Below are 26,608 nucleotides of genomic sequence, written 5' to 3'. Positions count from 1 at the left end.
TTTTTGATGGATCGGACGTCGAGTGGGACCGCAAGGCCGGGTTCGGCCGATCATAAGAGGAGAAGACATGCAAACAAATTCGAGCAGGCGCCACCTGGTGAAATGCGGTCTGGCGCTGACTGTCGCGTTGGTGACAGGACTTGGCACATTGGCCTGGTCCACGCAGGCAAAGGCGGCCGACAACCCTTACAACCTCATCGATCCAACATCGATCAGTGTCGGAACCATGGGCGATGCAAAACCCTATGTCTTCACCGACGCCAATGGCAATTTCACGGGATTCGACGCCGAACTCTTCCGCGACGTGGCACGCCGGCTCGGATTCAAGGAGGAGCAGGTCGTTTTCACCGGCCAGGAATTCTCGGCGCTGCTGCCATCCGTCGCCAACGGCCGCTTCGACGTCGCTGTCGCTGCCATTGGCACGACCGCGGAGCGCAAGAAGACCGTGGATTTTAGCGACGGATATATCGCCGGCTATCTGTCGATCATTTCGGCCGATCCGGCTCTGACGAGCAATGAGAGCACCGCCGGAAAGCGCATCGGCGTGATCCAGGGGACGCTGCAGGAAATCTATGCCGAGAAGAATCTGAAGGGCGACATCGTCAAGTTCCCCGACAACAACACCGCGGTGGCGGCGCTGAACAACGGGACGATCGACGGCCATTTCACCGACTATGAGTCGGCCAAGCAGTATGTAGAACGCTACAAGAACCTGAAGATAACCATGAACGTGCCGTCCTTCGATGCGCCTGCCGGGTTCGTGGTCAAGAAAGGCAACGATGCCTTCCGTGAGGCGCTAAACAAGGCACTGCGCGAGGCCATGGACGATGGCACTTGGAAACGGCTGCACGAAAAATGGTTCGCGGGCACCCCCATGCCGGATCAATATCTGCCCAAGAAGTAAATTCGAACGACTTCGCTGTGTTTTCCGGCCGGGCCCGTGAGCAATGGTGCCCGGCCGAGTTATGGATGGACTTGAGATGAGCTGGTTCGAAACCTTCGCCCGCAGCTTCCTTGATTTCCAAGCGATGGCAGAAGTTCTGCCAAACATGGTGATGGTCGGCCTCAAGAACACCCTGATCCTGGCCGTCGCCTCGACGTTTTTCGGGACGCTGATCGGTATCGTTCTCGCCGTGATGGGGATTTCCGAAAACCGGCCGCTGAAACTCCTCGCGCGGGTCTACACCGATATCTTCCGTGGGCTTCCCGCCATTGTCACTATTCTGATCATTGGCCAAGGCTTCGCGCGGTTGGGCCGGGACCTGTTCGGTCCATCGCCTTATCCGCTGGGCATTCTGGCACTCAGCCTTATTGCCGGCGCCTACATCGGAGAAATTTTCCGGGCCGGCATTCAGAGCGTCGAGCGTGGTCAGATCGACGCCACCCGCACTCTCGGAATGACGTATGGCCAAGGCATGCGCCTGGTGGTGATCCCGCAAGGCATCCGCCGCGTCCTGCCGGCACTGGTCAACCAGTTCATCGGCAACGTCAAGGACTCCAGCCTGGTCTATTTCCTTGGCCTGCTCGCCTCCGAACGCGAACTGTTCCGCGTCGGCCAAGATCAGGCCGTGCTGACCGGCAACCTGTCACCGCTCTTGCTGGCCGGCGTGTTCTACCTCGTGATCACGGTGCCGCTAACCCACCTCGTCAACTACATCGACGCGCGCATGCGCGTCGGCAAGCGTATCACCGGCGTGCAGAGCGGCCTCAAGGAAGTCGCCGAGCTTGCGGAAGCCGGCGTGCCGGGCGCAGGGAAGTCGCCCGCAGCCGCGCCCACACGCTTCAAGGGCGGCAGCATCGAGGTCAAGAATATCGACATGGCCTACGGTGCCGTCCAGGTGCTCCATGATGTCAGTCTGAAAGTCGAGCCCGGGTCGGTCACCTGCCTGATCGGGCCATCCGGCTCGGGCAAGTCGACCTTGCTGCGTTGCCTCAACCGCCTCGTCGAGTGTCGAGCCGGAGACATCCTGCTCGATGGCGAAAGCACCTACAAGCAGACCCCTGACCAGCTCCGGCGGCGTGTCGGCATGGTTTTCCAGCAATTCAACTTGTTCCCCGACCGCAGTGCGCTCGCCAACATCACCCTGGCGCTACGCAAGGTAAAAGGCATGTCGCGCCAGGAGGCTGAGCGCGCGGCCTTAGCGAGGTTGCATGAAGTCGGACTCTTGGAGCGCAAAGACCATCGGCCGGCAAATCTTTCGGGCGGACAGCAGCAGCGGGTGGCCATCGCGCGAGCCCTGGCCCTCGAACCCGAAATTATGCTGTTCGACGAAGTCACCAGTGCCCTCGATCCGGAATTGGTGAAGGGTGTCCTGAACTTGATGGCCGACCTCGGACGGGGCGGGATGACGATGGTGGTCGTTACGCACGAGATGAACTTCGCTCGCAAGGTTGCAAACCAGGTCGTATTCATGGACGAGGGGCGGATTGTCGAGGCAGGGCGACCAGAGGACCTTTTCGACAATCCGCAAAGCCCACGTCTTCGCCGCTTTCTGTCTGAGGTGCTGTGATTGCAATAGTGTGTGCAACGGCGGGTGCTGCGGTGTTCGGACTTGCGGGGTGGCCCTAACTGCCACTAGCTCGTCTTTACGACGCACGAATGGGCGGCAGGGGCTTGCTGAGTGATTCAAAGATCGTCGAAAAACGCAACCATCATAGAAGTTGCTCGCCGGGCCGGGGTCAGCTCCGCCACGGCGGGGCGTGTACTTGGCGACTATGGCTACAGCAGCCCCGAGGTTCAGGAGAAAGTGCGCGCCGCCGCAGCAGCGCTGGGCTATCGCCCCAATCGCCTGGCAAAAGGTCTGATCACCGGTAAGACGCAGACTATCGGAGTTGTGGTCGGCGATATCGAAAGCCCATTCTACGCGAGCGTCTTGCGTGGAATAGGGGATGTCGCGCGCCGTGGCGGCTTCGGGGTTATCGTTACGAATAGTGACGAAAATGCCGAACTCGAGCGAGAAGCAGTGCAACTACTGCTGGAAAAGCAGGTCGACGGTTTGATCGTCTCGTCGACCTTCGTGGATGAGCCGGATCATCTTCGTGAGGCAGTCGCGGCCCGCTGTCCAGTGGTGCAGTTCGACCGCATCGTGGCGGGCCTGGAAACCGATTCCGTGGTGGTCGACAACGTGTCTGTAACGCGCAGCAGCATCGCTGCGATGATTGAGGCCGGACACAACCGCATCGGCATTCTGGCCGAACTGGGTCCGGGCCAGCGCGATGATGTCGGCTCGTTTGTGGCGAACGCTGATCTCTCCAGCGCTGATGTTCGCTACCACCATCCAAGCTGGCAACGGCTGTTGGGTTATCTGGAAGCCCATCGTGCCGCAGGTATCGAGCCGGATCTGCAGTTGATCCGCCGCGTGGCGGTCTATTCCAGCGAGGCGGCCCGCAAAGAGGCTCTCGATCTGCTGACGATGCGCAATGCGCCGTCCGCCCTATTCACCGCCGATGGTGTGATGTCGACAGGCGTTCTGGAGGCGACTTCCGCACTGAAGCTTGCGATTCCAGGAGACGTTTCGCTGCTTTGCTTCGACGATCTCGACTGGATGCAGTTCGTGGCCCAAGGTATCACAGCCATCGCGCAGCCAGCGCATTTGATCGGAGCGGCGGCGGCGGAGCTTCTCTTGAAGAGGCTGGCGGAGGTCACCTTACCTTTCGAGCATCGTGTCCTGGCGGCCCGCCTGGTGGAGCGCAATTCGATTGCCGTGCATGTCTAAGGCTGGACGATCTGAAGTCCCCTGAGAGGGGAAGCAGGCCCGTCCCTGACATTCAACCCCTGCCTGCCAACCCTGCCTGCGTTGACCTGAAACGGTCGTAGGTCATTGAGGAAAGCATCGGCAGGTCAGTTGAAACCGCTGACCTGAGCTTGCCCGGCTGTTCTTCACCAACACTGGCGCCCCATCGGGGCTCGTCATTGCCAGCCAGTCGACCCGGACCGTTCACCCGCACCTAGGACGGCTGCTGCGATGGCGAAGCTTGTCGTCTCGGTCGGCCAGGCGCACCAAGCAGGTGTGAAATATATTTCTGTATGTGAATTTTATTGACAGTCGAGCCAACTCCTGCGAATGATCGACTGCTGGGCCTCGGGAGGAGGTTCGGCCTCATCAACCACAAGCGGCGGCACGTAAGTGCCCGACCGCCCAATTGACCAGGCTTCGGCCGAGGGAGGACTCTTGCGCAAATTTTTGAGCATGCTCGCCATTTCGGCAGCCGCCATCACAGTGTTGGGGGCAGGCCACGCCGCTGCCCAGGCCGCTAACCCGTTCAAATGCGAGCCGGGTGAAAAATACGTCATGAACGTCATGGTTTCCGGCGTCGAATATTGGTTCCCGGTCTACGAGATGTTCAAGCAGGCTGGACAGCAGTTCGGCTGCGAGACCGAATATACCGGGACGCCCGAATACGACGTGAACAAGCAGATAGCGACGTTCGACCAGGCGCTGGCTCAGAAGCCGGCTGGCATCCTGGTCCATCCGATGAACTCCGATCCCTTCATCGAGCCAATCAATCGGGCCATTGACCAAGGAACGGCAGTCGTCACATTCGCCGCAGACTCGCCCAACTCCAAACGAGTGTCCTACATCACCTCCGACAACGTCGCCGAAGGCACTTATGCTGCCGATGCAGTCGCCAAGGCGATGGACGGCAAGGGCGAGTACGCGGTTCTCGAAAACCCCGGACAGGACAATCACGACAAGCGCATTGCCGCCTTCATCGCCCGCATGGAAGCCAAATGGCCGGATATGAAACTCGTCGGCCGCGCGGCGTCGAACCAGGATGCAACGAAGGCCTATCAGGCCGTGCTCAGCCTTGCCCAGGCGCATCCCGAACTGGGCGCGGTGTTCATGCCGGAAGCCAACTCGGCAATCGGCGCCGCGCAGGCCGCGAAGGAAGGCGGCGGCAAGATCCGGGTTATGCTGGCCGACGTCAACGCCAAGATCCTCGACATGATCAAGGCCGGCGAAATCTTCGGCTCAGTCAACCCGAACCAGGGCATGCAGGGCTACATGGGGTTCATGCTGCTGTGGCTGGCCAAGCATCCCGAACTGATCGACCCGATGAACGACGCCCGGCGGTCGGGATTCAACGCCATGAGCGTGCCCTTCGTCGACAACGGCTTTTCCATCGTCACCGCGGAAAATGCCGATGATTTCTATTGGGATGCCTACCTGACGCGGCGCGGCACCAAGGGCATCGAGGAATAAGCTCCACCGCCTTTGGGGCTCTTCGGAGAAATGCTCGAACCAGACGGGGCGCTCGCGCCCCGTCAACTGGGCCATTGTCGACAACATCAACGCTGCAGGGGGACGGAGTGACTGCCGCCGCCATTCTTGAAATCCGCGACATCTCGAAATCCTTCGGCGCCATCAAAGCGCTGACCGGGGTCGATTTCACGCTGCAGCGCGGCGAAATTCACGCGCTGTGCGGCGAGAACGGCGCGGGCAAGTCCACGCTGATGAATATCATCGCCGGCATTGTGAAACCCGACGAAGGCGCCATTCGTCTCGAAGGCAAGAACGTCACCATCACATCGCCATCCGCCGCGCAGCGGCTTGGCATAGGCCTCGTCCATCAGGAAATCGCGCTCTGCCAGGATGCCACGGTCGCCGAGAATATCCTCATGGCGGCCGTCAACAATCGGCGCGCGCCGCTGATGAATTTTCGCCGGCTCTACGCCGATGCACAGAAGATAATGGACCTGCTGGCGCCGATCCCGGTCGAGACGCCGGTCGCCGACCTTTCTATTTCCAACCAGCAACTTGTGGAAATCGCCAAGGCGCTGACGCTCGAATGCCGGGTGCTGATGCTCGACGAGCCGACGGCCGCGCTGACCGAGACCGAGGCGCGGCGCCTTTTCGCAATCGTCCGCGATCTCAAGGCGCGCGGAATTTCGATCATCTACATCAGCCATCGCATGGCCGAGATCTTCAGCCTGTGCGACCGCGTCACGGTGTTTCGTGACGGCAGATATGTGGCGACCGATTCTATCGCTTCGGTCACTCCCAATGATGTCGTGCGCAAGATGGTCGGGCGCGAAATCACGCAGCTCTATCCGCAAAAGCTCTCGCCTGAACGGCGTACCGACCGCCCTGTGCTGTCGGTCGAAAATCTCTCCTATCGACAGGGTTCCGCCGGCGTTGGTTTCACGCTTCGAGCAGGCGAAATTCTTGGTATTGGCGGGTTGATTGGCGCCGGTCGCAGCGAGATGGTCCAGACCGTTTGCGGCTTGCGCCCGAAAGTGTCGGGATCGGTCGAACTCAATGGCGAGCCGGTCAGCATCAGGACCTACAGCGATGCGGTGCGCGCAGGCCTGGTCTACCTCTCGGAGGACCGCAAGGCGTCGGGCCTGTTCCTCGACCTGTCGGTTGCATCCAATATCTCCGCGCTCGACCTTCGGAAGCTGACCACGCCGCTTGGGCTGCTCGATCGCCGGGCCGAGGCAAAGCAAGCCACCGACCTGGTCGTGCGCCACGGTGTGCGCATGGGCGGCATCGAGACACAGGTGTCGACGCTTAGCGGTGGCAATCAGCAGAAAGTCGCCATCGCCAGGCTTCTTTCGGTCGGCCCCAAGGTGGTCATTCTGGACGAGCCCACACGCGGGGTCGATGTCGGCGCCAAAGTGGAAATTCATCGCCTGCTTCGCGATCTCGCCGAGCGGGGCGTCGGCGTCATCGTGATTTCATCCGAGCTTCCGGAATTGATCGGGCTCAGCGACCGGGTGCTTGTCATACGCGAAGGCGCCATCGTCGGCGAACTGGGAGCGGACGAATTGACCGAAGAAGCGATCATGCTGCTGGCTTCGGGTCTACGGCAGCAACGATCAAACGCAAGGCAGGTTCAGAATGTCGCTTAGACAGACCGGAGGAACCCTCATGGAGGCTGAGATCAAGGCGAGCGCCCCGGGGCTTGGCGGGCGCAGCTGGCTGCGTCTTGGGTCGATGCGCGAGGCGGGGCTGATCGCAATCATGCTGGCGCTGTGCATCGCCATGACATTCGCTTCGCCGCATTTCCTGACCTGGGGAAATTTCCGCGCCATGCTGATGAGCTTCTCCATTGAAGGGATCGTCGTGGTCGGCATGACGATACTCCTCATTGTCGGCGGCATCGACCTTTCCGTCGGGTCGGTGGTCTGCTTCTCCATGGTCGTGTCAGGCGCTCTCTTCCTGATGGGTCTGGACCCGTGGACCGCGAGCCTCATCGGCATAGGCGCCAGCGCCCTGGTCGGCGCGGCGATGGGCTTTTTCGTGACCGTTATCGGGCTCAATCACTTCATCACATCCTTGGCGGCGATGGTGATCGTGCGCGGTCTCTGCCTTGTCATCACCAAGGGAACCCCGCTGTCGCTGTTCACCCTGCCGCCCGGGTTCAAGGCGATCGGCCAGGGCAGCTTCGGCAATGTGCCTTATGTCATCGTCATCTTTGTGGTGGTCGTGGCCATCTTCGATTTTCTGCTTCGGCGTGCCACGGCCTTCCGCAAGGTCTTCTATACAGGCAGCAACGAGAAGGCGGCCCAATTTTCGGGCATCAAGACCAAGCAGGTCAAATTCTGGGTCACGGTTCTCTGCTCCACCCTCGCGGGCTTTGCCGGCGTCATCTATATGTCACGCTTTGGCGCTGCGACCCCGACCTTCGGCGCTGGCATGGAACTCAACATCATCGCCGCGGCGGTGATTGGCGGAGCATCGCTCAATGGCGGCTCCGGCACCATCTTCGGCGCCATACTGGGCATGGCGCTGCTCTCGGTCGTCACAAGTTCGCTGATCCTGCTCGACGTTTCCGTCTATTGGCAGGACATGATCAAGGGATGCATCCTGCTCGCGGCGGTATCGATCGACCACTTCCTGCACCGCAGGAAATCCTGAGCAGCAGCGCAAGAGTTGAGCATCCATCATGTCACCACCCAATTCGCGGGATGACGTCACGATCGTCCGCCAGATGTATCAGGCGCTAGTGCTTCATTACATGGAAGCCAAGACGCAGGCGGAAATCGCCAAGGAGCTCGGCATCTCGCATGCAACCGTCAACCGCCTCATCAAACGCGGTCATCAACTCGGGCTTGTCGAGATCAAGATCAAGTCGCCGGTCGAGCAACTGGTCGACATCGAGGCGCGACTTGTCGCGATAGGCGGACTCCAAAGGGCCGTCGTCGTCCCCTCCGTATCGGACAATCCGCAGACTGCGCTTCAGCGTGTCGGTGAGGCCGCAGCCAGGCTGGTGCTCGAGACGATCAAGGACGGCGACACGATTTCCATTACCGGGGGCAAGGGGGTGAGTGCCGTCGTCGCCGGCCTCAAGCCGAGCCGCAGCTACGACGTCGAGGTTATTCCGGCGACCGGCCTGGTCCAGGGCAAGCATTACACCGACGTCAATCATGTCGCGTCGCTGATGGCCGACAAGCTCGGCGGCCGCGCTTATCAGATTCACGCGCCGCTGTTTGCCGACAGCCCGGCCCAACGTGACATGCTGATGGGCGTCCGGGCGGTTTCGGATGTCTTCAACAAGGCGCGCGAAGCAACGCTTGCGGTCGTCGGCATCGGCTCCATCCTGGCTGACGATTCGAGCTACTACGATCTGCACCCGTCCTCGAGCGCCGACCGGCTGGCCATCGAGCGCTCGGGGGCGGCGGGCGAGCTGCTCGCCCATCTCATAGACGGCGACGGCAAGCTCGCGGACTACAGCCTCAACCGCTCACTGGTCTCGCTGACGCTCGAGGAATTCGCGACCATTCCGCAGTCGATCGGGGTCGCCAGCGGCGCCAGCAAGGTGGTCCCGATCCTCAGTGCCATGCGCGGCTCTCACCTCGATACTCTCGTCACCGACGAAACCACCGGCTTGAAGATCCTCGAGCTTGCCGAAGGAAATGCAGCATGAATTCTCGACAAATCACCCGCTCAATCGGCAAGTCCGGCGTTGTCGCTTCGGCGGTGGGACTCGGCACCTGGGCCATCGGCGGCTGGATGTGGGGTGGCACGGATGAAGCAGAATCGATCGCTGCCATCCACGCGTCCATAGATGCCGGCGTCTCGCTGATCGACACCGCGCCGGCTTACGGTCTCGGCCGCAGCGAAGAGATCGTCGGCAAGGCGATCAAGGGCCGACGAGACCGCGCGGTCATCGCCAGCAAATGTGGCCTGAACTGGCATTCGAAAAAGGGCAACCACTTCTTCGATCAGGATGGAACGCCGGTGAACCGATATCTGGGCGCCGACGGCATCGCTTATGAAGTGGAACAGAGCCTGCGGCGGCTCGGCACCGACTATATCGATCTCTACATCACCCACTGGCAGGACCCGACGACACCCATTGCCGAAACAATGGAAGCGCTCGAACGCCTCAAATCCGCTGGCAAGATCCGCGCCATCGGCGCCAGCAATCTCAATGCTGCCGAGCTGCAGCAGTATGTCGCCGCTGGCCAGCTCGACGCGATCCAGGAAAGATATTCGATGCTGGATCGCGAGATCGAGCAGACATTGCTGCCGATCGCGCGCCAGCATCAAGTTGCTGCGCTCAGTTACTCGTCGCTTGCACTCGGTCTGCTCTCAGGCGCCATCGATCCGGCGCGTGAGTTCAGCGGCGACGACCAGCGCAAAGACAATCCGCGCTTCTCTCAGGGTAACCGACGCAAGGTAGCCGCGTTGAAACATGCCCTGACCCCGGTCGCTGAGATCCACCAGGCAACCATGGCGCAGATCGTCATCGCCTGGACGCTGGCGCAGCCCGGCATCACCTTCGCATTGTGTGGAGCGCGAAACGCGACGCAGGCGCTCGACAACGCCAGGGCAGGGGAGATTTTACTGAGCGCCGCGGAACTGGGGGCCATTGATGCGGCGGTGGCCGGGCATCTCGTAGCGATAGATGCGTGATCGAAAGCGCGTCCTGAAATGAATCGCATCCAGACGATCGCCGGCTTGCGCGAGAACCCCGATATTGACGTCCTCGTCATAGGCGGCGGCATCAACGGCATCAGCGTGTTTCGCGAACTCGCTTTGCAGGGCATCGATGTGCTGCTCGCCGAAAAGGGCGATTATTGTGGCGGCGCCAGCGCAGCCCTCTCGCGCATGGTTCATGGCGGCTTGCGCTATCTTGAAAACGGCGAGTTCAAACTGGTCCGCGAATCTCTGCTCGAACGCGATCGGCTATTGAAGAACGCGCCGCATTACGTTGCGCCACTGCCAACCACAGTGCCTATCTTCGACCTGTTCTCAGGCATAGCAAATGGCGCATTCCGCTTCCTTGGGCTAAGCCGTCGTCCGGGTCGGCGCGGCGCATTGGTCATCAAGACCGGCCTGGCGATGTATGATTTCTTCACCGCCGCACGGCGTATCGTCCCGACGCACAAGTTCAGGAGCCGCGCTGAAACACTCAAGGTCTGGCCCGCAATCAATCCTGCTATCCGCAATTCGGCGACATACTATGACGCCTGGGTCAGCCATCCCGAGCGGCTGGGTACCGAGATGCTGCGCGACACGATGAACGAAAAGCCATCGGCTCGAGCGCTCAACTATGCACGCGTATCGCTCGGTGACGCGGGCCTTGCGCTTAACGACGGACTGTCTGGCGAAACGCTCGCCGTGAAGCCGCGACTCGTAGTCAACGCCACAGGCGGCTGGATCGACCTGACCAATTCGGCTATCGGAGCCGTTGCGCCGAAGCTCATGGGCGGCACCAAAGGTTCGCATCTGATCGTCGATAATCGCGAGCTTCACGACGCGCTCGACGGCCACATGATCTATTACGAGAACGAGGACGGCCGGATCTGCATTCTGTTCCCCTATCTCGGCAATGTGCTGGTCGGCTCGACGGATATCCGTGTCGACGATCCCGACCAGGCGCGCTGCGAGGACGACGAGCGGCAATACATCCGGCAGTCCGTGTCCTTCGTGTTTCCCGGGATCGAGATCGCTGATTCCGACATCGTCTTTCAGTTCACCGGGGTGAGGCCGCTACCGATAAGCCAGGACAGTTTTACCGGGCGCATTCCCCGCGATCATTTCTGCGAGCTCATCGAGGGCGCCGGTATTGTGGCGCCGACGCTGTGCATGATCGGCGGGAAATGGACAACCTTCCGGTCGTTCGGCGAACTGGCAGCGGATATCGTGCTCGAGCGATTGTGCCGACAGCGCATCGTCGGCACCGAAAACATGCCGATCGGCGGCGGCCGGCATTTTCCCACTGCTCCCGAAAAATGGTGCGCAGAACGCGCGGCGGCGCATGGCCTGTCGCTTGACCGCATGCGCAGCCTCTTCGAGCGCTACGGCACCGTGGCGGATGCCGTCGCCGCCTATTTGGCAACGGGACAGGACGAGCTCTTGCCTGGCAGCGACTACTCGGCCCGGGAAATTCGGTATCTCATCGCTAATGAATATGTCGAACAGCTGGAGGACCTGCTGCTTCGCCGCACCACAATCGCCATCACCGGCGCTCTCTCTTGCGGCCTTCTCGATGCGGTTCTCGATATTCTCGCTGTCGAAAAGAGCTGGGACGCTGCGCGCAAGGCGTTCGAGCGCACCGATTTCCTCGCCCTGCTGCAGCGCCAGCACGGCGTCGATCTCGACCAGCTATCGCAAAAAGACCAAGGAAGGAGGGCCGAATGCGCATCAACAAGAAAGTCCGCATGAACCGGCTGTTCGGCGGGGCGCGCTGTCTCGACGTCGCAATCGACCATGGCGTATGCAACGAGCCGTCGTTCCTGGAAGGGCTCGAGGATATGGCCGGCGTCGTCGCCCAGCTGGTCGCCGCGGGACCGGACGCCATTCAGATGAATTATGGCCAGGCCGATCTGCTGCAGTCCCTGCCTGGCAAGGACAAGCCGGCATTGGTCATGCGCATAGACATGGGCAATCCCTATAACAAAACCCGCCACCGCTCGATGTGGGCCATCCTGCAGAACGAAGCCGAGCCGCTGATCGGCGCGCTTGAGATGGACGCGGCCTGCGTGGTCGTCAATCTATTCATGCTGCCCGACGAGCCGGACCTGTTTCGGCAATGCGTCCACAACATTGCCCGGGTTCGCGCCGACTGTGAAAGATATGGCTTGCCGCTGATGATCGAGCCGCTGGCAATGCTGCCCAATTCGGAGCGCGGAGGCTACATGGTCGACGGCGACCCCGAAAAGATCGTCACCCTGACCCGGCTGGCCAGCGAGATGGGCGCCGACATCATCAAGGCGGATCCGACCACCGATCCGAACGACTTCCACCGGGTCGTGGCGGCGGCACGCTGTCCTGTCCTTGTGCGCGGTGGGGGCAGGGAGGATTTGCGCGCCGTCTTCGACAAGTCGGCGGCGCTGATGGCACAAGGCGCGGCAGGCATGGTCTATGGCCGCAACATATACCAGCATTCCAACCCTCGCGCCGTCGTGAGGGGACTGATGGCGATCATCCATGAGAATGCCGATGGTGCGGCGGCCTGGGAGCTCTACCAGCAAGAATAATCTTTGCAGCTTTGGGAGGAGCCTCAATGCAGCGATACATTCTTGGTCTCGATGCGGGCAACACCGTCATCAAGGCCATCATCTTCGACACCGCAGGTCGCGAACTGGCACTTGCCGCTCGCGACGGCCGTTCCTGCATGCCAAAGCCCGGGCATGTCGAACGGGACCTCGGCGAATTGTGGCGCAACGCCGTCGAGGTCATCCGCCAGTGCCTCGACCAATCGGGCATCGACCCCCGCGACATCGCGGTGATCGGCTGCGCCGGCCACGGCAACGGACTCTACGCGCTTGACCGCGGCGGCGACCCGCTGCTCGGCATCCAGTCGCTCGACACGCGCGGCGTCGGCATCGTCAGCGAATGGGCGGACGCAGGCGTTGGCGACCGGACCTATGTCCACTGCCTGCAACGGCCCTGGGCGGCGCAGACGCCGACTCTGCTGGCGTGGCTCAGGCGCCATGACCCGGCGCTCTTTGCCCGAATAGGCACCGTCTTCCTGTGCAAGGATTTTATCGTCAACCGCCTCACCGGCGCGCGCTCGACCGAGACCTCGGATATGTCGGGCTGCGGGCTTTTGCACATGCCCGGCCGACGCTACGAGCCTGAGTTGCTGGCCGCCTACGGTCTCGACGATTGCATGGAACTGCTGCCGGACGTGCTGGAGGCTTCCGACATCGCCGGCCATATCACGCGCGATGTCGCCGCTGCCACCGGCCTTCGGGCGGGCACGCCTGTGGTGGCCGGCCTGTTCGACGTCGTCGCCAGCGCCATCGGTTCGGGCGTCACCAGCACCGGCGCCGCCTCGATCATTGCCGGCACCTGGAGCATCAACCAGGTTATCACCCAGGAACCGATCCGCGACCCGTCGATCTTCATGCTGTCGACGTTCGATCCGGTGCGCTACCTCGCCATCGAATCGAGCGCCACTTCGGCCGCAAATCTCGAGTGGATCGTGCGTGAGTTCTTCGAGCATGCGCCGCCGGCAGGCGCATCGCCATTCGAGATCTGCAGCGATCTTGTTGCTTCCGTCGATCCCGCGGGAGACATGCCGATCTATCACCCATTCCTTTACGGCTCGCAGAAGAACGGCAAGGCGCGTGCCGGTTTCTACGGCATCGCCGGCTGGCACACGCGGGCGCATATGCTGCGCGCACTGTTCGAGGGCGTCGTCTTCGAGCACCGCCGCCATGTCGAGACGCTGCGCCGAGCGGGAGCCATTGTCAGCCAGGCGGTTCTTTCGGGTGGCGGCTCGCGCAGCGCCGTCTGGCCGCAGATATTCGCGGATGTGCTTGATGTGCCGGTGACCGTGGCGCGCAGCCGCGAGACAGGTGCGCTGGGAGCTGCAATTGCAGCCGGGACAGGCGTCGGCATGTTTGCCGACTTCTCTGCGGGCGCCGCCGCGATGACCGCGCCCCAGCGCTGCTACCAGCCCAACAGCGCGATCGCACCGGTCTATGAGCGGCGTTATCGTCTCTATGGCGAGATCAACCAGGCCATGGGCCCGCTATGGGACAGGATGGCAAACGAACGGACGTCCAATTGACACAGAACGCTGCCGATTTTGGACACTACGACTTCATCATTGTCGGCGCGGGTTCAGCCGGCTGCGTGCTGGCCAACAGGCTGTCGGCCAATCCAGGCATGCGCGTGCTGCTACTGGAAGCCGGCGGCAGCGACCGCTACCACTGGGTCAACATTCCCATCGGCTATCTCTATTGCATGGGCAACCCGCGCACCGATTGGCTGATGAAGACCGAGCCTGAGGCCGGGCTGAACGGTCGTGCGCTCAACTATCCGCGCGGCAAGCTTCTGGGCGGCTGCTCGTCGATCAACGGCATGATCTATATGCGCGGCCAGGCGGCCGACTATGATGGCTGGCGGCAAGCCGGAAATCCTGGTTGGGGCTGGGATGACGTGCTTCCGTATTTCCGCAAGTCCGAGGACCATTTTGGTGGCGCCGACGACCTTCACGGCGCCGGTGGCGAATGGCGCGTCGAGCGCCAGCGCCTGTCGTGGTCAATCCTGGATGCCTTCCGCGATGCTGCCGAGGAACTCGGCATCCCCCGGACCGAGGACTTCAACGGCGGGACCAACGAAGGGTCGGGCTATTTCGAGGTCAACCAGAAGAAGGGCGTGCGCTGGAATACCTCGAAGGCGTTCCTGCGCAGCGTGCTGCGGCGGCCGAATTTGCGCGTCGTCACCGGCGCCGAGACCGAGACGCTGGATTTCGACGGAGCTTGCGTCACCGGCGTTGTCTTCCGCATGGGCGGCCAGCTGCATCGCGCACGGGCAGGCGAGACGATCCTTGCCGCCGGCGCGATCAATTCGCCGAAGCTGCTCGAGCTTTCCGGCGTCGGCCGACCTGCCGTGCTTGGCGCAGCAGGAATCCCGGTTCGCCACGCGCTGGAAGGCGTCGGCGAGAACTTGCAGGATCATTTGCAAATCCGCACAGTCTTCAAGGTCGCCAACGCCTCGACGCTAAACCAGCGCTACCACAATCTGTTCAGCCGTGCGGCCATGGGCGTCGAATACGCTATCCGTCGCAGCGGACCGCTGTCGATGGCGCCGAGCCAGCTCGGTATCTTCGCCAGAAGCGACCCACGCCTGGAGACGCCCGATCTCGAATACCATGTCCAGCCGTTGAGCACTGACCGGCTGGGCGAGCCGCTGCATCGCTTCCCCGCGGTCACGGTTTCGGTCTGCAATCTCAGACCGGAAAGCCGCGGCACCGTCCACATGGAGGCGTCCGATCCGCAGGCGGCTCCGAAGATCCGGCCGAACTATTTGTCTACCGAGGGAGACAGGACCGTGGCTGTAGCATCGCTCCGCCACGTCCGCCGCTTGATGAAGGCGCGCGCCATTGCCCGTTTCGCGCCTGAGGAAATGCTGCCCGGTGCACACTATGAAAGCGACGAAGATCTCGTCCGCAAGGCCGGCGATATCGGCACGACGATTTTCCACCCGGTCGGCACCTGCAAGATGGGCGCAGGCTCGACGGCAGTGGTCGATGGCCGGCTGCGGGTGCACGGCATTTCTCGCCTGCGCGTCGTCGACGCTTCGATCATGCCGACGATTGTTTCCGGCAACACCAACTCTCCAGTGGTCATGATCGCGGAGAAGGCATCGGAAATGATCTTGCAGGACGCCAACCAGGAGAAATAGTTCGCGGTGGCGCATCTGAGCTGACGCAGACCGGCAGCTATTGCCTGTCGTGCCGTCGCCCCGCTCCATGCAACGCCGAGGCGTTTACTGCGGCCTTGTCGCGCAGATCGCGAAGCGGTGTTGAGTGGCGCGTTCGAGCGCCTTTGGCCAACTCATCTGTCGAGCCTGAGCGCGATGGATCTCGCCCAGTTTCCAGTCGACGACCGGCTGCTCGAACCCGGCTTCGGCCAGCAAGCGAACTATCTCTTCCGCCCGTGCGCCGCCTGAGAAATAGACACCGGCAAGAACGTCCTGGTGACGTCTGGCCATGGCGGCGCCGTCATTGTCCGAGACCCGGGACGTGCCGGCCGTGAGCTTCTCCCAAACCTCCCGCAAGCGCGTCGCCCAGTTGCGGCTGACAAAATCGCCGTCGATGACCAGCAGCCTGCCGCCGGGCTTCAGCAGCGAGAACCATTCGGCAAAGGCCGCCTTCGGATCCAGCAGCGTCCAGACCAGGTGGCGGGTGACGATGACATCGTAGCTCGCCCTGTCCTCGAGCGTCCGTTCGGCATCCCTCATGATGAAGCGGATATCGGCGGAGCGTTCTTGTGCCTTCGCGCGCGCCTTGGCGAGCATGGCTTCCGACCAGTCGAGGCCTGTCACCACAAAGCCCAGATCGTGCATCAGATGCGAAATGACGCCTGTCCCGCAGGCGAGATCCAGAGACGCCCGCCCGGCGCCCGGGCCAATGTGCCTGGTTATGAGCGCATGCCAGGCGGCGCGCTCCTGCTCGGAAAAAATCTCGTGGCCGACCTGCAGGTCGAACGTCTCGGCGCGGTCTGACCAATAGTCCCGAATTTCGTCGCGCCGCGAATAGTTTGCGTGAGCCGTCATTGCCCGAAACGCTCTCCCCTAAAGCGGTACATTGGAATTGCTCTAAAAGATAATTCTTGATTATACAATTCATGTTTTCTAAAGCCGGGCCGGTAAACTGAATTGCGAGAGCCCAATGATCTTGAAGTCGATATTCGCGGCCGCGGTCGCCCTCGCGGCCTCCATACCGTTAACCCACGGCGCGCGCGCCGAAACCGTCACCGACATTGCCGGCCGCAAGGTCGAGGTGAAGACGCCGGTCGAGAACGTCATTCTCGGCGAAGGCCGGCAGATCTACCTGATCGCCGCGCTCGATACCGACAACCCCTTCAAGCGCATTGTTGGCTGGCGCGAGGATTTCTCCCAGGCCGATCCCGACAATTACGCCGTCTATCTGGAAAAATTCCCGTCGATGGCGGCGATACCGACCTTCGGCGGTTTCAAGGACGGCACCTTCGACATCGAGCAGGCCATTGCGCTTGACCCGGACGTGATGATCATGAACATCGAGTCCAAGCAGGCAACCGAGGACGCGCAATATATCGAGAAGCTCGCCGCCGTCGGCATTCCGGTGGTCTATGTCGATTTCCGCGAGCAACCCTTCACCAACACCGAGCCGAGCATGCGCCTGATCGGCAAGCTGCTTGGCCAGGAACAGCGGGCCGAAGCGTTCATCGCCTACCGCGCGGCTCAGATCGCGCGCGTCACCGATGTGATCGCAGAGAAGGATCCAAAGCGCCCGACCGTGTTCATCGATCGCGCCGGGGGCTATTCCGATGATTGCTGCATGAGCTTCGGCAACGACAATTTTGGCAAGTTCGTCGACATGGCCGGCGGGGCCAATATCGCGGCCGGCCTGATCCCGGGCACGTTTGGCGCGCTCAATCCCGAACAGATCATCGCCAGCGATCCCGACCAGGTGATTGTGACGGGCGGCAATTGGGAGGCCTATGTGCCGGGCGGCAAATGGGTCGGCGTCGGTCCCGGCGCCGACGAAGCGGCGGCACTGAAGAAACTCAAGGGCCTGACCGAGCGGCCCGCGCTAACCGGCATCAAGGCGGTGGAGAACGGGCAGGTCCACGCCATCTGGCACCAGTTCTACAACAGCCCCTATCAGTTCGTCGCCATACAGCAGATGGCCAAATGGCTGCACCCCGACCTGTTCACCGATCTCGACGCCGAGGCCACCTTCAAGGAGTTGCACGAGAAGTTCCTGCCGGTCGGGTACAGGCCCGGCCATTGGGTCTCGCTCTCCGATGAGCAGTGAACCGGCCGCACTGTCAGCCAAACACGGGCGCGGGCTCTACCGCGCCCTTGTTCTGCGCAAGCAGCTGATCTTGGCGGGGCTCGCCGTGGCGCTGCTCCTGAGCCTCTGCATCGACCTCGCGCTCGGACCCGCAAGCTATAGCCTCGACCAGGTGGTGCTCGCCCTGGTTTCTCCCGGCAGCGTGCCGCTTCAGGTGCGCGTCGTGTTGTGGGACATCCGGCTTCCCATCGCGCTGATGGCAGTGGTCGTCGGCGCAGCACTGTCGGTCGCCGGTGCGCAGATGCAGACGATCCTCAACAATCCGCTCGCCAGCCCGTTCACGCTCGGCATTTCGGCGGCGGCCAGCTTTGGCGCAGCGCTCGCGCTCGCCTTCGGCGTCGCGCTGATCCCGGCCGCGATCGAATATATCGTGCCGCTCAACGCCTTCGTGGTGGCGATGCTGACCGCGCTCGCCATCCACCTGCTCAGTCTCAAGCGCGGCGTGACGGTCGAAACCATCGTGCTTCTCGGCATCGCGCTCGTATTCACCTTCAATGCGCTGGTGTCGCTCGTCCAGTATCTTTCCTCCGAGCAGGCGCTCGCCGCGGTCGTGTTCTGGACGATGGGAAGCCTCACCAAAGCCACATGGCCCAAGCTCATCATCACCAGCCTCATCCTTCTCGCAACACTTCCGATATTCGTGCGCCGCGCCTGGGCGCTGACGGCGCTGCGGCTGGGCGAAGACAAGGCCGCGAGCTTTGGCGTCAAGGTCGCACGCCTTAGGCTCGAAACCATGATGATGGTGAGCCTCCTTGCTGCCATTCCCGTCGCCTTCGTCGGCACGATCGGCTTCATCGGGCTCGTCGGTCCGCACATCGCCCGCATGCTGATCGGAGAAGATCAGCGCTTCTTCCTGCCCGCCTCGGCGCTTTCGGGGGCGCTCATCCTTTCGGCGAGTTCAGTTGCCAGCAAGTCGCTCGTTCCAGGCACGATCTTCCCGATCGGCATCGTCACCTCGCTTATCGGCATTCCCTTCTTCATCTCGCTGATCCTCTCGAATGTGAGGCGCTCATGGTAACGATCAGGCTCGATGGCCTCGGAGCCTTCCACGGGGCGCGGCTCGTCCTTTCGGATGTTTCAACTCCCATTTTCCGGGGTGGCGAGGTTGTCGCCGTGATCGGGCCCAACGCAGCGGGCAAGTCGACGCTGTTCAAGCGCATCGCAGGACTTCTGAAGGGCCCGGGACGCGTCTGCCTCGAGGGAGCGCTGAAGGGACCGGACGGCATCTGCTATATGCCGCAGGATACGGCAGCCAACGCGGTGCTGACCGTCTATGAATCGATCCTGCTCGCCCGCAAGCAGGGCTCGGCCTGGTCGGTCAGCGACGGCGACCTCGCACTCATAGACGGCATCCTGGCCGCGCTCAGCATCTCGGATCTTGCCTTTCGCAACGTCGGAGAATTGAGCGGCGGGCAAAGGCAGGTGGTAAGCATTGCCCAGACCCTGGCTCGCGAACCTGAAATCCTGCTGATGGACGAGCCGACGTCCGCGCTTGACTTGCACCGGCAGGTCGAGGTGCTGAGCTTCATGCGCGGGCTTGCGCGCAAGCACGGGATTGCGGTGCTGATCGCAATTCACGACCTCAATCAGGCCCTGCGCTTCGCTGACAAATGCATCGTCATCGCCGAGGGGCGGATGGTCGCCTGCGGCACGCCGGAAGAGGTCGTTACGCCGGCGCTTTTGCGTGATGTGTACCGCGTCGAGGCGAGAATCGAGCGCTGCTCGCGGGGCATCGGTCATGTCATGGTGGACGGCGTCGCGGCCGAAACGGCAGCGGCTGCATCGATAGCAGCTTAGGCAGCTGCGGTCGAAAGCCAAAACGATAGAAGATAGATTAAAGTTCTGGCGTAAATGTTTGAATAAAAAACATTTTCTATCGCTATTGCGGCTACTTGGGCTACGAATGGAGGCATTCACTCACGACCGCTGCCTTGGGTAGACAGAGGTCATGAAAACGCGCGATAAGGTTAGCCTGCGCTAGATTTAGAGATGGCTGGGGCACCAGAAGATGGCACGCCGAATGTGCAACGCAATGCTTGGCTTCGCGGCGCTTGCCATAACCGCGTGCCAATCGGCTCCTGAAACGCCGCGACCCACTCTCGAACCTGCGTTAGAACCTGGACCCATTCCTGCCCAAACCGCCTCGGATCCTGCCGCTGTTCCTTCCGGCTCGGCAATTATTGATCAATCCGTGGCGGTCACTCCGCCTGCCAAGACCGTCCCGACAAAATATGCTGCTTTTTCGGGTCTATGGGCTGGACGATTGGATGGGATGTATGACGCCAAACTTGCTGTTCAGACGATTTCTTCCAATGGCAAGGTGACGGTCACCTATGCGTGGGGAACTCTGGGCGACAACCATCCAGGAGAGGCCGCCGGCACTGGAAAAATTGTGGGGACTACGTTGAAGCTTGAGCGCCTACCGAATGGCGCAGACGTCAGTTTTGTCATGCGGCCCGACAGAACCCTGGCCGGAACCGTCAGGCTTGCCGGCCAGACCTACACGGGCGCGTTCCTCAAGCAGTGATCAAAAGGACATGCCCGGAAGGCTATGTTGCTGTTGCCCGATCAACCCGCGTCGTTCGTCCAGAGGGCGCCGACTCCTGATCGAGAGATGACCGCAGGCGGTTGGATTCGACGCGCGCTTGATCGCCGGTCTAGCTGCTGTTTGCGCTGACCGCGTCACCAGGCACCTTTGTGCGGGGCTGTATGCGCGCCGCGGCAGGCGCGAACACCGAAATCGCCTTCGGGTGGACCTTGAAATGCGCCGGGGTCGAGGTCACGATCTCACCGTCAGTGTTCACCGGCATCGGCCTTTTCGTCTCGATGTCGAACTCGACACATCTGGCCGTGCGAACCTCGCTCCAGGCGCCGTGCGTGCCGGAGCGGAACGAGCGCAACAAGAGCGCCATTTTCCAGAGATTCGTCATTTCCAGGCTGTACAGGTCGAGATGGCCGTCATCGATCTCCGCGGTCTCCTCAACGACGTTGCCGCCGCCATAGTGGCGGCCGTTGCCGACCGCTATCTGGTAGGTCTCGACTTCGGTCGTTGCGCCCTTTTCGGTAATCCTTGCTTCGAAGTGGCGGGCCTTGGTCAACACTTTCATGGCCGCCAAGGCATAGCCAAACCTGCCGAAACGCTTCTTCAGCGCCGGATCCAGCCCCTGGGCAAGATCGGTGCTGAGGCCGATGCTCGCGACGTTGAAGAAAGCGTGACCATTGACGGTCCCGATATCGATCAGACGTCTTCCGCCCTCTACTATCACGTCGGCCGCCTTCCCAAGATCCAACGGAATTTCGAGGGTGCGCGCCAGATCGTTCGCCGTCCCCATCGGAATGATGCCCATCGGCAGCCCGCTTTCCATAACCGCGACCGCCGCCGAGGACACCGAGCCATCGCCGCCGCACACGATCACAAGATCGGCCCTATGGCGAAGGCGCACGATGTCGCGTGCTATTTCGGGCAGCGCCTCAAATGTCTCGACGCTGACGCGGAGCCCTCCGGCTTCCAGCCGCTCGACGACCGGTGCGATGGATTCCTGCCCGCGTCGTGCCTTTGGATTGATGAGTAGAAGCGCGCGTCTGTTCGTGATGTCATTCATGCGGCGTAGATAGGGTGCGTGCCTGCGGATTGCGACGTCGACAGGCGCGCCTGGGAAAACAAGTCACAAAATCACGGCTTTGGCAGCCGTTTGCGGAGGTTGAAATTCGGTCGACAAGGTAATACCTTGTGGAAAATTGGTATTACCAAGGTGCAAGATGACCAGCACAGTCACAGCCAAAGGACAGGTGACCATCCCGAAGCCGGTCCGGGACCTGCTCGGAATCGTTCCGGGCAGCAAGGTTGATTTCCGCCGCACCGATGACGGCAATGTGGTGATTGTGCGTAGTGACAAGAAGCAGCCCGCGAGCCGCTTCGCGAAATTGCGCGGCCATGCCGGCAAGGGACTCGACACCGACGCGATCATGGCACTGACGCGTGGCGACGCGTGACGCTGGTCGACACCAACGTTTTGCTCGATCTTGTCACGGACGATGCGAACTGGGCGGATTGGTCGATCGCCCGGCTTGAGGCGGCAAGCCTCAACGGGCCGTTGTTGATCAACGATGCGGTCTATGCCGAACTTGCCGTCCGCTATGACCGCATCGAGAGTATCGACGCGTTCCTTGACGAAGCCGGTCTCCAAATGGCTCCGATGCCCCGGGCAGCACTGTTCCTCGCCGGAAAGGTCTTTACGCAGTATCGCAAATCGGGCGGATCGCGCACTGGTGTGCTGCCTGACTTCTTCATTGGCGCCCATGCGGCCGTCGATGGACTGCCGCTGCTCACCCGCGACGTCGGCCGCTACCGCACCTATTTTCCATCGCTGAAACTGATCGCACCGGGCGCCTGAACAGCCCGCCAGCCGAGAAACACGGTTTGGCGGCAGGGCAGAGGCCTTCTTGCATCGGTCCGGTCTGCTATATCGGTTGCACAGGGCGGATCTGCCGGTCGCCAGATATAGTTCTGTCTTTGCGACGGGCGGGCCCGGATCCGTGCCGCACGAGCGCTGGTCCGATCAGCGGCCGTGCTCCTTATCGACGACATCGATGTCTGCAACGACCGGGACTTGCTTGCGGCCGTTCTGGCACACGCGCGTGCCGCGCAAACGACAGTGATCGTCTCGAGCGAAGCAGCTGCATGGAATTCGATGATACCTGGCGTCTCGATTGCGCGTGATCGAGAGATCGCCCTTGCGCCGCTGCATGTCTTGTTGCAACTATAAATAGTCGCGACTTACATCGATCCACAATATGGATCGCATTCTAGCCGCAAGTCGCTGATATACAACCGATTGCATGGCAAAAATCGGTTATGCGAAATATCTGGTCCATGATATAGACCAATATGCAAAAATCTGGAACGAGCGGGAGGAGATCGCTTTGTTCCGATTTCGGCGTGAGCGTTTCAGGCAGGCGTTGTTGCCTGGTCCGAGTGGAGGAGCTTGAAGCATGGCAGCCGCCAGCAACAACACGATGATCGTCGACACGCCGGCCGAGGTGCTGGATGCGCGGCCAGGGTCGCGGCTGATGTGGCCGGTCGAGGCGGTGGCATCGATACTGCTCGTCTTCGTCATCGGTCTGCTGCTCGCCGGCGTCATCTCGCGCTACGTGCTATCGTTGCCGATCGTCTGGATCGATGAGGCCGCTTCCATCTCCTTTCTCTGGCTCGCCATGCTCGGCTCGGCGATCGCCATCGACCGCAACGAGCATCTGCGTCTTACCATCTTCCTCAACCTGATCCCCGAGCGCGGCCGCGACTTCGTGGACGCCCTCGCTTTGCTCGTGGTGGCGACGGTGCTGCTCGCGCTGATCGTGCCGGCGAGCCAGTATGTACAGGAAGAGTGGTACGTCACCTCGGCGGCGCTCAACATTCCGATGAGCTTCCGCGCCTCGGCAATTGTCGCCGGGCTGGCATTGATGTCGGTTATCGCCGTGGGCCACGCGATCCGCGCAGCGACGCTCGCCAACCTGGCCGCCGCTGTCGCGGTGATTGCTGCACTGGCCGTGTTCGGCTGGCTGCTTTCGCCATTGTTCCTCACGCTCGGTTACGCCAACATCGTCATCTTTCTCGTCGGCGTGGTGGCGGTCTGCCTTCTGCTCGGCGTGCCGATCGCTTTCTGTTTCGGCGTCGGCACGATCGCCTTCATCGCCTTCAGCACGCACGTGCCGATGATCGTGCTTGTCGGCCGCATCGACGAGGGGATGTCGAGCCTCATCCTGCTGTCGGTGCCGATCTTCGTTCTGCTCGGCTGTGTGCTCGACGCGACAGGCATGGGCAAGGCGATCGTCGAATTCATGGCGTCGCTGCTCGGCCATGTGAAGGCCGGCATGTCTTACGTGCTGCTGGGCTCGATGTTCCTCGTCTCGGGCATTTCCGGTTCGAAGGTTTCCGACATGGCGACTGTCGCTCCGGCACTTTTTCCCGAAATGAAGCGGCGCGGCCACAAGCCCAAGGAGATGATCGCGTTGCTCGCAACCGGCGCTGCGATGGCCGATACGGTGCCGCCATCGATCGTGCTGATTGTGCTCGGCTCGGTCGCCGGCGTTTCGATCGCCGCGCTTTTCACCAGCGGCTTCGTCATCGCCGTGGTTCTGTTGCTCGTCCTTGCGGTGCTCGCGCGCTGGAAGGCTTCGGGCGAGAGCATGGAAGGCGTCCATCGCGCTCCGTTCTCGCTTGTCTGGAAGACGCTGCTCGTCTCCGCCCCCGCGCTGGTGCTCCCCTTCCTGATCCGCGGCGCCGTCGGCGGCGGCGTCGCCACCGCCACCGAGGTTTCCACAATCGCCGTGCTCTATGCGCTGGTCATCGGCGCATTGTTTTATGGCGGCATCGGCGCGAAGAAATTCTACGCCATGCTGGTCGAGACGGCGGCGCTGTCTGGCGCCATCCTGCTCATCCTCGGCACCGCCTCAGCAATGGCCTGGGCGCTGACGCAAACCGGCTTCGCCAACCAGCTGGCCATCTACATGACCGACCTGCCGGGAGGCTGGTTCTCCTTCATGCTCGTCACCATCGCCGTCTTCATGGTTCTCGGCTGCGTCCTTGAAGGTCTGCCAGCGATCGTTCTGATGGCGCCGATCATGTTTCCGATCGCCGCTCGGCTGGGCATCAACGACGTGCACTATTCGATGGTCGTCGTGACGGCGATGAATATCGGTCTTATGGCCCCGCCTATCGGCATCGGCTTCTACATCGCCTGCAAGATCGGCGACGTCTCGCCCGACGAGGCCATGAGCGCCATCTGGCCCTACCTCGGTGCGTTGCTTGCCGGCCTGTTGCTGATCGCCGCCGTCCCGGCGCTGTCGGTAGCCTATCTCTAGCCACTCGGATTCAACCAGGAGGAAACACGATGACCATCACCCGCCGAAGCTTGATGATTGGCGCAGCCGCATCCATCCCGCTCGTCAGCACCATCCGCTACGCCGGGGCGCAGGCGGCGGAGTTCAACTACAAATACGCCAACAACCTGCCGCTCACCCACCCGATGAACCTGCGCGCGCAGGAAGCCGTCGAGAAAATCCGCGAGGAGACCGGCGGCCGCGTTGCCATCCAGATATTCCCCAGCAACCAACTCGGCGCCGACACCGACATGCTGAGCCAGGTTCGCTCGGGCGGCGTCGAATTCTTCACCCTGTCGCCGCTGATCCTTTCCACGCTCGTCGCCAATGCCTCGATCAGCGGCATCGGCTTTGCCTTCTCGGACTACGACGCGGTGTGGGCGGCGATGGATGGCGACGTCGGCAAATATGTACGCGGCGAGATCGAGAAATCGAACCTGGTCGTCATGGAGAAGATCTGGGACAACGGCTTCCGCCAGATCACCAGTTCCGTCGGCCCGATCGAGACGCCCGCGAACCTCGAAGGCTTCAAGATTCGCGTCCCGGTCAGCCCGCTCTGGACCTCGATGTTCACCGCCTTCAAGTCGGCGCCGGCCAGCATCAACTTCGCCGAAGTGTATTCGGCGCTGCAGACGAAGATTGTCGACGGGCAGGAAAACCCGTTCGCCATCATCTCGACGGCCAAGCTCTACGAGGTGCAGCAGTTCTGCTCGGTCACCAACCACATGTGGGACGGCTTCTGGTTCCTCGCCAACAAGCGGGCTTGGGAGGCGATGCCGCAAGACGTGCGCGAGATCGTCGCCAGGAACCTCAACGAGGCCGGCGTGAAGGAGCGCGAGGACGTCGCCAAGCTCAATGCCACGCTTGAGCAGGAGCTCGCCGCCAAGGGCATGAAGATCAACCATCCGGATGCGGCCCCGTTCCGGCAGACGCTGAAGGACGCCGGCTTCTACTCCGAGTGGAAGGGCAAGTACGGCGACGAAGCCTGGGCCATCCTGGAAAAGGCTGTTGGCGCCAGCCTGACCTGAGCGCAGGGCCGCTCCCCGACCGAAGGTCGCGCAACAAACGTCGCGGCGCTTCGGGCGGGACATGCGGAAAACGAAACTCTGGCGGGCAGGCATGTGGCTCAACCGCCCGATAACAGCCGCGATTTTGTAAGGAATTCGATGGTGGTCGACCGGCTCAGGGGAAAATCCGCAATCGTCTTCGGCGCCGGGTCGTCCGGACCCGGCTGGGGCAACGGCAAGGCAGCGGCGGTCGCCTTCGCGCGCGAAGGCGCGCGTGTCGCCTGCGTCGATCTCGCAGCGGCGGCCGCCGCTGAAACCGCGGCGATCATCCGCGACGAAGGCAACCAGGCGATCGCGTTGTCGGCCGATGTGACCAATCTGGGCTCAGTCGAGTTGGCAGCAGCGGCAGCAATGGAAGCGTTCGGCGCCATTGACATCCTGCACAACAATGTCGGCGTGACCCATATGGGCGGTCCCGTTGAACTCGATGAGGACGCGTTCCAGGCCGCCCTCGATCTCAATATCGGACCGGTCTACCGCACCGCCAAGGCGGTGTTGCCGCATATGCTCAAGGGCGGCGGCGGTGCGATCGTCAATATCTCGTCACTCGCCGCGATACGCTACGTCGGTTATCCCTATTTCGCCTATTGTGCGGCCAAGGCCGCGGTGAACCAGGCCACCGTGGCGCTGGCCATGCAATATGCCCGGCAAGGTATTCGCGCCAACTGCATCATGCCGGGCCTGATCGACACGCCGATGATCTATAAGCAGATTTCCGGCCAATACGGCTCGGCTGACGAGATGGTGGTCGCCCGCAACGCCATGGTGCCGATGGGCAGGATGGGAACAGCGTGGGACGTCGCTGCGGCGGCCGTGTTTCTTGCCTCCGAGGAGGCGCGCTTCGTCACCGGCGTTTGCCTGCCTGTCGACGGCGGCCAAAGCTGCGCCGTCTGCGAGCTGCGCTGACCATG

The 26,608-nt window shown here is 61.9% G+C and carries 23 protein-coding genes; 21 read left to right on the top strand and 2 right to left on the bottom strand.

Annotated elements, in window-relative coordinates; genetic code table 11:
• Positions 1 to 67 precede the first annotated feature (67 nt).
• The 12 genes from BQ8794_RS24575 to BQ8794_RS24520 all read left to right on the top strand — a co-directional run bounded on the left by BQ8794_RS24575 (position 68) and on the right by BQ8794_RS24520 (position 15,593).
• The gene (locus BQ8794_RS24575) at positions 68 to 904 is read left to right on the top strand and encodes an ABC transporter substrate-binding protein (protein ID WP_077381199.1); all 837 of its coding nucleotides are present in this window, start codon (positions 68 to 70) and stop codon (positions 902 to 904) included.
• Positions 905 to 980: 76 nt separating this feature from the next.
• Positions 981 to 2,510 (top strand): amino acid ABC transporter permease/ATP-binding protein, encoded by a 1,530-nt coding sequence (locus BQ8794_RS37090; RefSeq protein ID WP_077381667.1) that lies wholly within the window; start codon positions 981 to 983, stop codon positions 2,508 to 2,510.
• A 111-nt stretch (positions 2,511 to 2,621) separates the two neighbouring features.
• Positions 2,622 to 3,716 carry a LacI family DNA-binding transcriptional regulator gene (locus tag BQ8794_RS24565; protein ID WP_077381198.1) on the top strand — a complete coding sequence of 365 codons (1,095 nt, stop codon included), beginning with the start codon at positions 2,622 to 2,624 and terminating at the stop codon, positions 3,714 to 3,716.
• Positions 3,717 to 4,172: 456 nt separating this feature from the next.
• A complete protein-coding gene (locus BQ8794_RS24560) occupies positions 4,173 to 5,204 on the top strand; it encodes a substrate-binding domain-containing protein (RefSeq protein WP_077381197.1) in 1,032 nt (343 codons plus the stop codon).
• A 107-nt stretch (positions 5,205 to 5,311) separates the two neighbouring features.
• A complete protein-coding gene (locus BQ8794_RS24555; protein ID WP_077381196.1) occupies positions 5,312 to 6,853 on the top strand; it encodes a sugar ABC transporter ATP-binding protein in 1,542 nt (513 codons plus the stop codon).
• 19 nt (positions 6,854 to 6,872) lie between these two features.
• Entirely contained in the window at positions 6,873 to 7,862 is a 990-nt protein-coding gene (locus BQ8794_RS24550) for an ABC transporter permease (RefSeq protein WP_077381195.1), read from the top strand.
• A gap of 28 nt (positions 7,863 to 7,890) precedes the next feature.
• Positions 7,891 to 8,871 (top strand): sugar-binding transcriptional regulator, encoded by a 981-nt coding sequence (locus BQ8794_RS24545; protein WP_077381194.1) that lies wholly within the window; start codon positions 7,891 to 7,893, stop codon positions 8,869 to 8,871.
• Positions 8,868 to 9,863: an aldo/keto reductase gene (locus tag BQ8794_RS24540; protein ID WP_077381193.1), complete on the top strand. Its 996-nt coding sequence runs from the start codon at positions 8,868 to 8,870 to the stop codon at positions 9,861 to 9,863. The genes BQ8794_RS24545 and BQ8794_RS24540 overlap by 4 nt, the downstream gene beginning before the upstream one ends.
• 18 nt (positions 9,864 to 9,881) lie before the next feature.
• Positions 9,882 to 11,618 (top strand): glycerol-3-phosphate dehydrogenase/oxidase, encoded by a 1,737-nt coding sequence (locus tag BQ8794_RS24535; RefSeq protein WP_077381192.1) that lies wholly within the window; start codon positions 9,882 to 9,884, stop codon positions 11,616 to 11,618.
• Entirely contained in the window at positions 11,591 to 12,433 is an 843-nt protein-coding gene (locus BQ8794_RS24530) for a class I fructose-bisphosphate aldolase (protein WP_077381191.1), read from the top strand. The genes BQ8794_RS24535 and BQ8794_RS24530 overlap by 28 nt, the downstream gene beginning before the upstream one ends.
• Positions 12,434 to 12,459: 26 nt before the next feature.
• The gene (locus BQ8794_RS24525; RefSeq protein ID WP_077381190.1) at positions 12,460 to 13,974 is read left to right on the top strand and encodes an FGGY-family carbohydrate kinase; all 1,515 of its coding nucleotides are present in this window, start codon (positions 12,460 to 12,462) and stop codon (positions 13,972 to 13,974) included.
• On the top strand, positions 13,971 to 15,593 hold the full coding sequence (locus tag BQ8794_RS24520; protein WP_077381189.1) for a GMC family oxidoreductase: 1,623 nt from the start codon (positions 13,971 to 13,973) through the stop codon (positions 15,591 to 15,593). Before BQ8794_RS24525 ends, BQ8794_RS24520 begins: the two co-directional genes overlap by 4 nt.
• Before the next feature lie 84 nt (positions 15,594 to 15,677).
• On the opposite strand, the gene BQ8794_RS24515 is transcribed toward BQ8794_RS24520, so the two are convergent.
• A complete protein-coding gene (locus BQ8794_RS24515) occupies positions 15,678 to 16,466 on the bottom strand; it encodes a class I SAM-dependent methyltransferase (protein ID WP_077381188.1) in 789 nt (262 codons plus the stop codon).
• A 115-nt stretch (positions 16,467 to 16,581) separates the two neighbouring features.
• On the opposite strand from BQ8794_RS24515, the gene BQ8794_RS24510 reads away from it, so the two are divergent.
• The 4 genes from BQ8794_RS24510 to BQ8794_RS36730 all read left to right on the top strand — a co-directional run bounded on the left by BQ8794_RS24510 (position 16,582) and on the right by BQ8794_RS36730 (position 20,278).
• A complete protein-coding gene (locus tag BQ8794_RS24510; protein WP_077381187.1) occupies positions 16,582 to 17,712 on the top strand; it encodes an ABC transporter substrate-binding protein in 1,131 nt (376 codons plus the stop codon).
• Positions 17,702 to 18,769, top strand: coding sequence for a FecCD family ABC transporter permease (locus tag BQ8794_RS24505; protein ID WP_077381186.1), 1,068 nt, complete (start codon positions 17,702 to 17,704; stop codon positions 18,767 to 18,769). Before BQ8794_RS24510 ends, BQ8794_RS24505 begins: the two co-directional genes overlap by 11 nt.
• Positions 18,763 to 19,548 (top strand): ABC transporter ATP-binding protein, encoded by a 786-nt coding sequence (locus BQ8794_RS24500; RefSeq protein WP_077381185.1) that lies wholly within the window; start codon positions 18,763 to 18,765, stop codon positions 19,546 to 19,548. Before BQ8794_RS24505 ends, BQ8794_RS24500 begins: the two co-directional genes overlap by 7 nt.
• Before the next feature lie 223 nt (positions 19,549 to 19,771).
• Complete coding sequence (locus BQ8794_RS36730) at positions 19,772 to 20,278, top strand: hypothetical protein (protein WP_143744671.1); 507 nt, start codon at positions 19,772 to 19,774, stop codon at positions 20,276 to 20,278.
• Between the two features lie 130 nt (positions 20,279 to 20,408).
• On the opposite strand, the gene BQ8794_RS24490 is transcribed toward BQ8794_RS36730, so the two are convergent.
• A complete protein-coding gene (locus BQ8794_RS24490) occupies positions 20,409 to 21,353 on the bottom strand; it encodes a lipid kinase (protein WP_077381183.1) in 945 nt (314 codons plus the stop codon).
• Between the two features lie 157 nt (positions 21,354 to 21,510).
• On the opposite strand from BQ8794_RS24490, the gene BQ8794_RS24485 reads away from it, so the two are divergent.
• The 5 genes from BQ8794_RS24485 to BQ8794_RS24460 all read left to right on the top strand — a co-directional run bounded on the left by BQ8794_RS24485 (position 21,511) and on the right by BQ8794_RS24460 (position 26,603).
• Positions 21,511 to 21,744, top strand: coding sequence for an AbrB/MazE/SpoVT family DNA-binding domain-containing protein (locus BQ8794_RS24485; RefSeq protein ID WP_077381182.1), 234 nt, complete (start codon positions 21,511 to 21,513; stop codon positions 21,742 to 21,744).
• On the top strand, positions 21,741 to 22,145 hold the full coding sequence (locus BQ8794_RS24480; RefSeq protein WP_077381181.1) for a type II toxin-antitoxin system VapC family toxin: 405 nt from the start codon (positions 21,741 to 21,743) through the stop codon (positions 22,143 to 22,145). Before BQ8794_RS24485 ends, BQ8794_RS24480 begins: the two co-directional genes overlap by 4 nt.
• 622 nt (positions 22,146 to 22,767) lie before the next feature.
• The gene (locus BQ8794_RS24470) at positions 22,768 to 24,612 is read left to right on the top strand and encodes a TRAP transporter large permease (protein WP_244555113.1); all 1,845 of its coding nucleotides are present in this window, start codon (positions 22,768 to 22,770) and stop codon (positions 24,610 to 24,612) included.
• 29 nt (positions 24,613 to 24,641) lie between these two features.
• Entirely contained in the window at positions 24,642 to 25,658 is a 1,017-nt protein-coding gene (locus tag BQ8794_RS24465) for a TRAP transporter substrate-binding protein (RefSeq protein WP_077381178.1), read from the top strand.
• 141 nt (positions 25,659 to 25,799) lie between these two features.
• The gene (locus BQ8794_RS24460) at positions 25,800 to 26,603 is read left to right on the top strand and encodes an SDR family NAD(P)-dependent oxidoreductase (protein ID WP_167378851.1); all 804 of its coding nucleotides are present in this window, start codon (positions 25,800 to 25,802) and stop codon (positions 26,601 to 26,603) included.
• Positions 26,604 to 26,608: the final 5 nt, after the last annotated feature.

Origin of the sequence: Mesorhizobium prunaredense (genome assembly GCF_900156895.1) — a bacterium.
Taxonomy (GTDB): Bacteria; Pseudomonadota; Alphaproteobacteria; order Rhizobiales; family Rhizobiaceae; genus Mesorhizobium; species Mesorhizobium prunaredense.
The sequence above is the reverse complement of the archived record's forward strand: the minus strand, read 5'-3'. Positions and strand labels throughout refer to the sequence as shown.

Excerpts from the sequence above, each read along its gene's own strand:
- BQ8794_RS24530 (WP_077381191.1), top strand. The coding sequence starts at position 11,591 with ATGCGCATCAACAAGAAAGTCCGCATGAACCGGCTGTTCGGCGGGGCG.
- BQ8794_RS36730 (WP_143744671.1), top strand. The coding sequence starts at position 19,772 with ATGTGCAACGCAATGCTTGGCTTCGCGGCGCTTGCCATAACCGCGTGC.
- BQ8794_RS24535 (WP_077381192.1), top strand. The coding sequence starts at position 9,882 with ATGAATCGCATCCAGACGATCGCCGGCTTGCGCGAGAACCCCGATATT.
- BQ8794_RS24465 (WP_077381178.1), top strand. The coding sequence starts at position 24,642 with ATGACCATCACCCGCCGAAGCTTGATGATTGGCGCAGCCGCATCCATC.
- BQ8794_RS24545 (WP_077381194.1), top strand. The coding sequence starts at position 7,891 with ATGTCACCACCCAATTCGCGGGATGACGTCACGATCGTCCGCCAGATG.
- BQ8794_RS24485 (WP_077381182.1), top strand. The coding sequence starts at position 21,511 with ATGACCAGCACAGTCACAGCCAAAGGACAGGTGACCATCCCGAAGCCG.
- BQ8794_RS24510 (WP_077381187.1), top strand. The coding sequence starts at position 16,582 with ATGATCTTGAAGTCGATATTCGCGGCCGCGGTCGCCCTCGCGGCCTCC.
- BQ8794_RS37090 (WP_077381667.1), top strand. The coding sequence starts at position 981 with ATGAGCTGGTTCGAAACCTTCGCCCGCAGCTTCCTTGATTTCCAAGCG.
- BQ8794_RS24550 (WP_077381195.1), top strand. The coding sequence starts at position 6,873 with ATGGAGGCTGAGATCAAGGCGAGCGCCCCGGGGCTTGGCGGGCGCAGC.
- BQ8794_RS24540 (WP_077381193.1), top strand. The coding sequence starts at position 8,868 with ATGAATTCTCGACAAATCACCCGCTCAATCGGCAAGTCCGGCGTTGTC.
- BQ8794_RS24505 (WP_077381186.1), top strand. The coding sequence starts at position 17,702 with ATGAGCAGTGAACCGGCCGCACTGTCAGCCAAACACGGGCGCGGGCTC.
- BQ8794_RS24490 (WP_077381183.1), bottom strand. The coding sequence starts at position 21,353 with ATGAATGACATCACGAACAGACGCGCGCTTCTACTCATCAATCCAAAG.
- BQ8794_RS24575 (WP_077381199.1), top strand. The coding sequence starts at position 68 with ATGCAAACAAATTCGAGCAGGCGCCACCTGGTGAAATGCGGTCTGGCG.
- BQ8794_RS24500 (WP_077381185.1), top strand. The coding sequence starts at position 18,763 with ATGGTAACGATCAGGCTCGATGGCCTCGGAGCCTTCCACGGGGCGCGG.
- BQ8794_RS24525 (WP_077381190.1), top strand. The coding sequence starts at position 12,460 with ATGCAGCGATACATTCTTGGTCTCGATGCGGGCAACACCGTCATCAAG.
- BQ8794_RS24515 (WP_077381188.1), bottom strand. The coding sequence starts at position 16,466 with ATGACGGCTCACGCAAACTATTCGCGGCGCGACGAAATTCGGGACTAT.
- BQ8794_RS24470 (WP_244555113.1), top strand. The coding sequence starts at position 22,768 with ATGATCGTCGACACGCCGGCCGAGGTGCTGGATGCGCGGCCAGGGTCG.